The organism is Deltaproteobacteria bacterium (assembly GCA_016183175.1).
Lineage (GTDB): Bacteria > UBA10199 > UBA10199 > UBA10199 > SBBF01 > JACPFC01.
In genome coordinates this window covers 1-8,234 of the sequence record JACPFC010000089.1, presented here as the reverse complement: position 1 = coordinate 8,234, position 8,234 = coordinate 1, and the positions used below count along the sequence as shown (strand labels likewise).

General features: G+C 55.5%; 8 protein-coding genes. 5 read left to right on the top strand and 3 right to left on the bottom strand.

Annotation, left to right across the window (positions count from 1 at the left end):
- From HYU99_09010 to HYU99_09000, 3 genes are all read right to left on the bottom strand, one after another.
- Positions 1–1,158, bottom strand: a 1,158-nt coding sequence (locus HYU99_09010) for an AAA family ATPase (GenBank protein ID MBI2340484.1), incomplete at its 3' end; no start/stop codon positions are given.
- 198 nt (positions 1,159–1,356) lie between these two features.
- Positions 1,357–2,121: a hypothetical protein gene (locus HYU99_09005; GenBank protein MBI2340483.1), complete on the bottom strand. Its 765-nt coding sequence runs from the start codon at positions 2,119–2,121 to the stop codon at positions 1,357–1,359.
- Positions 2,118–4,601, bottom strand: a complete 2,484-nt coding sequence (locus tag HYU99_09000; protein ID MBI2340482.1) for an OmpA family protein — start codon at positions 4,599–4,601, stop codon at positions 2,118–2,120. The genes HYU99_09005 and HYU99_09000 overlap by 4 nt, the downstream gene beginning before the upstream one ends.
- Positions 4,602–4,778: 177 nt before the next feature.
- On the opposite strand from HYU99_09000, the gene HYU99_08995 reads away from it, so the two are divergent.
- The 5 genes from HYU99_08995 to HYU99_08975 all read left to right on the top strand — a co-directional run.
- Complete coding sequence (locus HYU99_08995; GenBank protein ID MBI2340481.1) at positions 4,779–6,203, top strand: NAD(P)/FAD-dependent oxidoreductase; 1,425 nt, start codon at positions 4,779–4,781, stop codon at positions 6,201–6,203.
- Complete coding sequence (locus HYU99_08990; protein MBI2340480.1) at positions 6,130–6,582, top strand: 4Fe-4S dicluster domain-containing protein; 453 nt, start codon at positions 6,130–6,132, stop codon at positions 6,580–6,582. The genes HYU99_08995 and HYU99_08990 overlap by 74 nt, the downstream gene beginning before the upstream one ends.
- A gap of 11 nt (positions 6,583–6,593) precedes the next feature.
- Positions 6,594–7,178, top strand: coding sequence for a hypothetical protein (locus tag HYU99_08985; GenBank protein MBI2340479.1), 585 nt, complete (start codon positions 6,594–6,596; stop codon positions 7,176–7,178).
- Positions 7,179–7,211: 33 nt separating this feature from the next.
- Entirely contained in the window at positions 7,212–7,961 is a 750-nt protein-coding gene (locus tag HYU99_08980; protein MBI2340478.1) for a hypothetical protein, read from the top strand.
- The coding region (locus HYU99_08975) for a dehypoxanthine futalosine cyclase (GenBank protein MBI2340477.1) at positions 7,958–8,234 on the top strand (277 nt) is incomplete at its 3' end. The genes HYU99_08980 and HYU99_08975, both read left to right, overlap by 4 nt.

Sequence of the window (8,234 nt, the reverse complement as noted above, 5' to 3'; positions counted from 1 at the left end):
TTGTATTTTCTTTTCGAGTGTGACAGCCGCTGTTTTCCGGGCCTCGGAAAGGAGACTCGCCTTCTCCCCCAGTTCCGCCGTCAAAAGAGCCGACTCCTTTTCTTTTCTGGCCAGACGATCCTCAAAATTTTCCAGGTCATCGAGCGATTTTTCGATCTCCTCCCCCTTTTCTTTGACGCGCCCCAGCGTCTCTCCATATTTCTTTTTTAACTGATGGAACAGATAGAGCCGCGCTTCAATTTCGTCCAATCTTCCCGGCTCGACCGATAATTTTTCCAGATACGAGGCAAAAAAGTTTCCCGCATCGGCCAACGGGGCACGGGCCTGCGCAAGCATTTTAAGCCCATCTTCCAGAGAGGGATCGCGGCTCAACCCCTTTTCGAGTTTGGATATCAGCAAATCAACCCGTTCGAGCACCGCCTCTTCTCCCTCGCTTAATCCCTCCGATGCCTCGCGGGCCAGCTCGAAAAGGAAATCGGCATTTTTTACCCGCGACCTTTCGGCCAAAAGATGTTCCTCCTCCGCCGTATCTTCAATTTTTGCATCGGTAATTTCCTTTAATTGAAATTTGAGGAAATCGAGACGTCTGTCGCGGTCGGCGGAAACCTGTTTTAACTCGGCAACTTCGTTTGACAGGACGCTATAGGACGTATAGGACCTATGGTACAACTCCAGGAGCGGGACGATTTTCGGGTCGCCATCGAGGAGGGCCCGATGGTTTTCCTCGTGCAAAAGAATCTGCTGGTCGTGCTGGCCGGAAAGGTCAATCAGATAAGGGCCGAATGTTTCCAACTGTGAAAGGGGCGCGCTCCGGCCGTTGATATAGATTTTATTTCTTCCTCCTCCTGCAATGTGGCGGCGGATAACCAGTTGATCTCCGGATGCCGGCCCTGCCGGGTCATCAAGACCCGCATCGGACAACAGAGTCCTCATGGGATTCCGTTCGTCGATCTCGAAAATCCCTTCCACAATCGCCTCGGATTCGAAGGCGCGAATCAGGCCCGGCGCCGCTTTCCCACCGACAAGGAGTCCCAGCGCCTCGACAAGGATCGACTTCCCCGCCCCTGTTTCGCCGGAAATAACGGAAAAACCGGGTCCGAACTCCATCCGGACCTCGTCGATCAAGGCGAAATTTTTGACAAAGAGTTCGGTGAGCATAATATCGGGGGCTTTGCCGCTGGCGCCCCCGCACCCCCCGTTCGCTCGGACGGATTAAATCCGATCCTCGCTCACAAGAGGGAGATCATGTAACACCCGAATTGGGGGGGAATCAACCGGAAAGAAAAATCCGATGATGACCACCTCTTTTGACACAGGCGTCCCGTTCCCGTGTCACAGGCCACGCCTCAACGTTTTTCAATCGAACTTTTCCTGATCCTCGACCTCGTCGCGCCCCTCGGAGATGTAGTCGCGGATTTCGATTTTCGGCGAATAATACCAGTCGAACATGTCCCGGCGGAGCTTGGCCATCCAGGCCTTCCCTTCCGCCTTTCTTTTAAGATTGTAAAACACCACCCCTTCGGCAAAGACCTGTTCCTTTAACCCCAGCTTTGAGGCCCGTTTGGTGAAATACCGCGAAAAAAGATAATCCTTGAACCAGGAACTCCAATTTTCGAAATTCCGCTCATGTTCGTGAAACGATTTGTAGCGCAGATCGCCGATCGCCTTTTCGAAGGGATACCATTCGTGCAGATCAAGCTTGTAAGGGTTCCCCTGAAGTTTTGGGCCGATAACCTCGCCCGTCTGTTCGCCGTCTTCTTTCACATATCCCTTGCCGATCGACCGGAAAACCCCCTCGATGATAAAGGTCTTTCCGTGCATGATCTGCAAAGGGTCAATCGCGTTTTTCCGGTTTTGAAGCGCCGCAAGGCGCCCCTTTTCCATTAAAATTTTCACGTTTGTCCCGTTCAACTTTTCCACGGCAATGGTGTCGGGATCTTCAAACACCCATTCATAACCCGGGTTGATCCGTTTGGTGACAAGATACGCCTCGGGGAGCCTCAATCCCAGTTTCGATCCCTCTTTTTTCCACTGCTCCGGATTTACCCTGAAGGTCTGCCGGATAAAAGGGGAGTGGATTTTTGGGAAATCGGTCAAAAGAATGGAGGGAGCAGGCGTCATGGAACCTTCTTGCCGTTTTTGATGATCTCTTCTGAGGTTTCGGTGGTCTCGCGGGGGGTTATTTCCTGAATTTCGACGATATGGAATTCGACGCGGCGGTTTTTGGCCAGCCCCTCCGGCGTGACGTTGTCGGCGATCGGCTGGCGCTCCCCCCACCCCTCGGCCGAAAGGCGGGTCGGTTCGACGCCGTACTCGATTAATTGTTGCATGACGGCGTTGGCGCGGTTCTGCGAGAGGGTCATGTTATAGGAATCCGACGCGCGGGCGTCGGTGTGCCCCTTGATGACCACATGGCGAATATGTTGCTGGCTGATCATCAGATCGGCCACCGCCTTGACCACCGGGAGCGATTCTTCCAGAATAATCCACTTGGCCGTCTCGAAATGGATCGGCTCCAAGATGACAATCTGCCCCCCTTCCAGACGGACATAACTTTTGTACGAAACCCGCTTTTCAATCGTTTCGGTCTCGGTGCGGACCGGTTTGGGCTTGGGCACAATCGGCGGAGCCGTGTAACCGAGCATTCCGAAAACGCGGAAGTCGGGGGCGCCGTAGCCGTTGGTGATGCCAAACGACGTTCCGACAGTGGCAAAAACCCGGCTCTCCATAAAACCTTTTCTAAAACCGAACAGCCATTCGAGCGGGGCACGGTTGGAGCGGGAGCCGAAGCCGTTTAACGAAACCGATCCGTTCAATTCGGTGACGCCGTGAAAATCCCACGGCTCCCAGATAGGGCGGGTGTAGCCGACGCCGTAGAGAAGTTCCTGCCCCACCGCCAGATTCAGAAGTTCCTCCCGTTCCCTCAAGCGAATCCCCAGATTCGCCACAAACTTGTTTTTCTTGATATCGAGATCGGCAATGGCGCGAAAACCGCCGGTGACATTGTCATCTCCGGTGAACTTCGCATCGCTTCCGGAAGGAAAAGTAATGAAGGGGGCGACCGCCACCCCCATGCTTCCCGATTCCCCCTCTTTGTCCCAGAGGTGAAACTTGGAGGCGATGCTGATGTCGCCAAAGGCGGCCCCCGATTGACCGGCGCTGGTTCCGATCGGCTCGACCTTCAGATTGGGAAAGAAAGGGATGATGAGGCCGATCTCCACCCAGTCGGTGATCCCGTAGGCGCCGGTCAACGTTGTGTTGACATGATAATCGACAAGCGAATCGAGACGCCCGCCGCCGGCCACCGCTCCCAGCTCAACGGGATTATTGGAATAACTGAAGCCCATCCCGGCCGACCAAGCCCGTTTTTGCAGGTTGCGGCTGTCGAGGAGATTAATGAGTCCAAAACCGTCGAAATGGGGCCGGAACAGCTCGGCGTTAAGGGCGAATGTCTTCGTTGAAAGGCCGATCAGAATAATAAGAAGAACTGCCGAAATAACCGATCGACGAAAAAAAAAGCGGAAGAACAAGAGAGGAATCAGTCCGAGGACAAAGATCAAAAATGACCCGTGACCCGTGACTCGCGACCCGTGATTTTCACGAACAAGAGCACAAGACCCGAACCCGCTCCCCTGCACCTGCACCGCATCGGCGCTGTCCGATATGTCGATATCGGGATCGACGCCGTCGCCGGGGGTCATTGGATCGGTGCCGTTATCCACCTCGTCACCGTCGGAGACGCCGTCGTCGTCGCTGTCGGGATCGAACGGGTCGGTGCCGATGTCGATTTCGTCCTCGTCGTCGAGACCGTCGTTGTCGTTGTCGGGATCGCTGTTGTTCGGGATTTCGTCCCCGTCGTCGTCAAAAAAATCGGCGATGGCCACCGAGACGCGGATGTCCTCGTCGCCGATGACGGTGTCGCCAAGGCTCCCCGCCTTGAAGACAAGGGCGATCTTTTCGTCGTCCACGGCCGGATCGAGCGTGGAAAAACCGGGAAGGGACGAAAAACCGGCAACGGTGAATTCCAGATGAGGCTCATCCACCGAGGGACTGGCGAACATCTCGCTGTCGCCGGTCCCCGTGATGGTCGAACCATAATAGTCGGACAAAAAGGAGAAATCGATCCCCAAATCGGGGAGGGCGACCTCCCGCACCCGATACCCGCCGGGGGCAGAGAGTTCGGCGCTTACCCCCGCCACCGCCTCCGGGGTCGTATCGAGGTCGTTATCGAAGTCGAGGATCAGCGCAAAATATTCCTCCTCGGCAAGATCGGCATGATCGGTTCCCCCCTCCCCGGCGAGCGCAGAGCCTGTTCCGCCGGGATCGCCGTTGCCATCGGTGTCGCCGAAGATGAGGGGGTCGCCGTCGGCGTCGTCAAATGTCATGATGCCGACAAAAAGGGTGTCCAAGGCCCCGTCGTAGAGGAGACAGATCGCCTGGACGTCAAATCCGCTGATGGTCCCCGGGGGAAAGGCATCGCTCAAGGCGATGTTTTGGCCGTTGGGGTCATCCGTGCAGGCCGAGGCGGGAAAATCGTCTTCGGCACTGCCGGTGAAATCGACCGCCCGCGCCGGTCCGAGCGGCAAGATAACAAGGATCAACAAAAAGGCAAACAAAGAGAGTCCTTTTGGCGAAGCAATTTTCGTTCCCGCCGGTCCCATTGGCCTTCGAGACAACTCTACTCGAAGCGGCTTACGAAAATTGCGGTGGCAGCGCCACTGGCGTCTAAGACAAAGGGGCCCTCTTTGTTTGCAAAACAATGACCGCAAGGTGTTTGAATGGTCGAAGAAAATCACTTGAACGGTTATTCTGCGTATTATTTCCTGCCGGCGGTGTCAACTTTATTTGCGCGAAATTTGACTCCCCCCGGTTTTTCATGCTATTCGACCCCATCCGTTGAAGCCAAAATGATGCCGGCAACCGACCATATTCCCGCCAACTATCCCCCTCCCGTACAAAATGGGGAATTTATCGTCCCCTCGCTTCGCCCCGCCGAACAACAGATCGCCGTGGGGGTTCTGTTTGTGGGGGCCGGGCCCGCCAGCCTGGCGGGGGCCATCCGGCTGGCTCAACTTTTGGAAACCGTCCCGGAGGTCAAGGCCAAACTGGGCGACTTTCCGATTGCGGTCATCGAGAAAGGAAAATATCCGGGCGCCCATCTCCTCTCCGGGGCCGTCGTCAACCCGCGGCCGTTTAAGAGGCTCTTTCCGGATCTCCCCCTGGAAAAACTCCCTTTTGCCCAGGCCGTGCCGGGCGAGGCGGTTTATTTTCTGACCAAAAAACGGGCCTTCAAAGCGCCGATTGTCCCTCCCACCATGCGCAATCACGGCAACTATGTCGCCTCGCTCTCGCAAATGGGAAAATGGCTCGGCGAACAGGCCGAAAGGCTGGGGGTCACGATCTTGAATGAGACGGCAGGGGTCAAGGTGTTGATCCGGGATCAGGCAGTCCGCGGCGTTCGGACGGGGGACAAGGGGCTCGATCGCCATGGACAGCCGCTTTCCAATTTTGAGCCGGGGGCCGATGTGACGGCGCAATGGACGGTCTTCGGCGAAGGAGGGACCGGGCATTTAACCCAGGCAACTCTTGAGCATTTTAACATCCAACGACCGAATCCACAGATTTACGCCTTGGGGGTCAAGGAAATCTGGGAGGTGCCGCAACCGTTAAAACAGGTTGTGCACACCATGGGGTGGCCTCTCCGCGGGGCCAAGCGGTTTCGCGAATTTGGAGGGAGTTTTGCTTATCCGCTCGGTCCGCCAGACCGGCTCGGGCCAAATAAAATTTCGCTGGGACTTGTGGTCGGCCTCGACTACGCCGACGCCTCGCTTGGAGGGGGGGTTCTATTCACTCCCCGAAACCCTCCATGTCCCGGGCGGCTGTTTTATCGGCGACGCCGCCGGATTTGTGAATGTCCCGGCGCTGAAAGGGATTCATTACGCGATGGAGTCGGGCATTTTGGCCGCGGAGGCTATTTTCGGCACGTTGACGGGCAAAGAGGGAAAATCGTTGGCCCATTACGATCGGGCAATAAAAGAAAGCATCATCTGGAAGGATCTTTACAAGGTCCGCAACATGCGCCAGGCCTTTCACTACGGATTTTTTGCCGGATCCATTCTCGCCGGGCTCATGACGGCAACGGGGGGGCGCTTTCCCGGCGGCCGGTTCGCGCAAAAAAGCGATGGGGCTCAACCGCTCTTTGACGGCCGGCTGAGCCGGTTCAACCGGAGGAGTTATCAGAAAGCCGACCGCAGTCTCACCTTCGACAAACTGGACAGCGTGTACGGCTCGGGCAACCGGAGCAGGGACAACCAGCCGAACCATCTCCGAATCCGGCAGAAGGTGCCGGAGGTAATCGGCGAGGCCTGGATCCGGATGTGTCCCGCGGGGGTCTACGAATGGGGACCGGTTGAACCGGTCGAACCGGCTCAGCCGGTTCAACCGACGGAAACGGATCAACCGGGTCAACGACAAATCCAGATCAGCCCCACCAACTGTATCCAGTGCGGCGCCATCACCGCCAAGGGAGGGCGCCTCACGCCGCCCGAAGGGGGAAGCGGTCCGGAGTACACCCAGATGTAGGATCATCACTCATGACTTCATCTTCAAAACGCCTGATGGCCCTTTTCCTGGTGATTTTCCTGGCGGGTGTCTCTTCCGCCTGGGCCAAAAAGAAAAAAGAGCTTAAAGGGCCGGCACAGACTTCCGCGGTGGAGGCGCGGCTCGAACATTTAAGCACCGACGAAAAGAGACAGTTTGACGCCCTCTCGGACGATCAAAAAAAGGCCGTCCGGCAGGGAAAGGTGGAGGAAGGCTTCAACGAATGGATGGTCAAGCTGGCGTTGGGGGACCCCTATTCCGCCACCGAACACCATCCGGTCTTTGTCGACTACGAGCAGGTCTGGATCTACACCAGGCCGGATATCCAGCAGAATGTGACCGAAGAGCAATTCATGGATCCCCAGACCAACTGGCCCTCCATCCTCCGCAAGATGTACAAAAAAATCTGCACCGTCGGCGATTTTTTTGTCCTTTTTGACCGGGGCGTGGTCCAGAAGATCGTCCCCGACTATGAACATAAACGACACGGCAGTTGCACCGTGGAGACCTCGGAGGCCATTCTGCCGATTGTGAATGGAAAGCCGGTTGAACCGGTTCAACCGGTTGAACCAAAATGAAGACAGGGGCCGGTTACCGGTTACCGGTTACTCATGTTAAAAATTGGCGCCCCCCCTTACATTAACACTCTCCCTCTCGTTCGCTATCTGGCGCAGACAGTGGTCTTTGGCGCCCCCAGGGAACTTGAGGAAAAAATGGGTGCAGGAGAATTGGATGTCGCCCTCCTTCCCATTTTCAGTTTTTTTAAAAATCCCTCGTGGCAGGTAGCGTATGAGGCGGGGGTGATTCAATCGTGCGGCCCCGTGGAAAGCGTGGCCTTGTTCTACCGCAAGAACTTAGACCATCCATCAAAAATTAAATCAATAAAATACTCTGAAGAATCAGTAACATCAGTATCTTTATTTAAAGTTATTTATTCGGTCTTCTGGAAACACGATCTTTCGATTCTCGAAGCCCGAAACCCGCAACCCGACGCCCAATTACACATCGGCGACAAAGCCATTTTTTTCAACGAACCGGGGTACAAACGTCTCGACTTGGGGGAGGAGTGGACCAAACAAACCGGCCTCCCTTTCATCTATGCGGCATGGGTATCCCGAAAACCTCTCTCCCAAGAGATGCTGGGTGCCCTGATAGCCGCTAAAAAAGAGGGGTTGGCCCGTCGGGAGGAGATTGTCCGGGGGCTTCACGATCTCCCCCTTGACCGAATGAGATTCTATCTGACAAAAAGCATTCAATACGACTTCACCCTCAAGAGCCTCGAGGGGATTGAAAAATTTAAGGATCTCTGTTTTGAAATGGGGTTGTTGAAGGGAAAAAGGAAATTACCGGGTTTGGCATGAACACCAGCCGCATCACCCTTAAGGAAGCGCTTGATCTTGCGCACAACGCCGATTTTCTCACCCTGGGCCGCCGCGCGCGTGAAATTGCCGTGAAGAAAAACGGAAAACGGGCCGCCTATCTCATCGACCGGAACATCAACTATACAAATGTCTGCACGGCGAGGTGCAACTTTTGCGCCTTTTATCGTCCCACGACCCACCACAAAGAATCGTACAATCTGACTTATGCCGAAATCGATCAAAAAATCGAAGAAGCGGTCAAGATGGGAAGCC

What these genes read in the sequence shown, in the direction of transcription:
- HYU99_08995 (MBI2340481.1), top strand. Translation starts at nt 4,779, where the DNA reads ATGGTCGAAGAAAATCACTTGAACGGTTATTCTGCGTATTATTTCCTG.
- HYU99_09005 (MBI2340483.1), bottom strand. Translation starts at nt 2,121, where the DNA reads ATGACGCCTGCTCCCTCCATTCTTTTGACCGATTTCCCAAAAATCCAC.
- HYU99_08980 (MBI2340478.1), top strand. Translation starts at nt 7,212, where the DNA reads ATGTTAAAAATTGGCGCCCCCCCTTACATTAACACTCTCCCTCTCGTT.
- HYU99_08990 (MBI2340480.1), top strand. Translation starts at nt 6,130, where the DNA reads ATGACGGCAACGGGGGGGCGCTTTCCCGGCGGCCGGTTCGCGCAAAAA.
- HYU99_08985 (MBI2340479.1), top strand. Translation starts at nt 6,594, where the DNA reads ATGACTTCATCTTCAAAACGCCTGATGGCCCTTTTCCTGGTGATTTTC.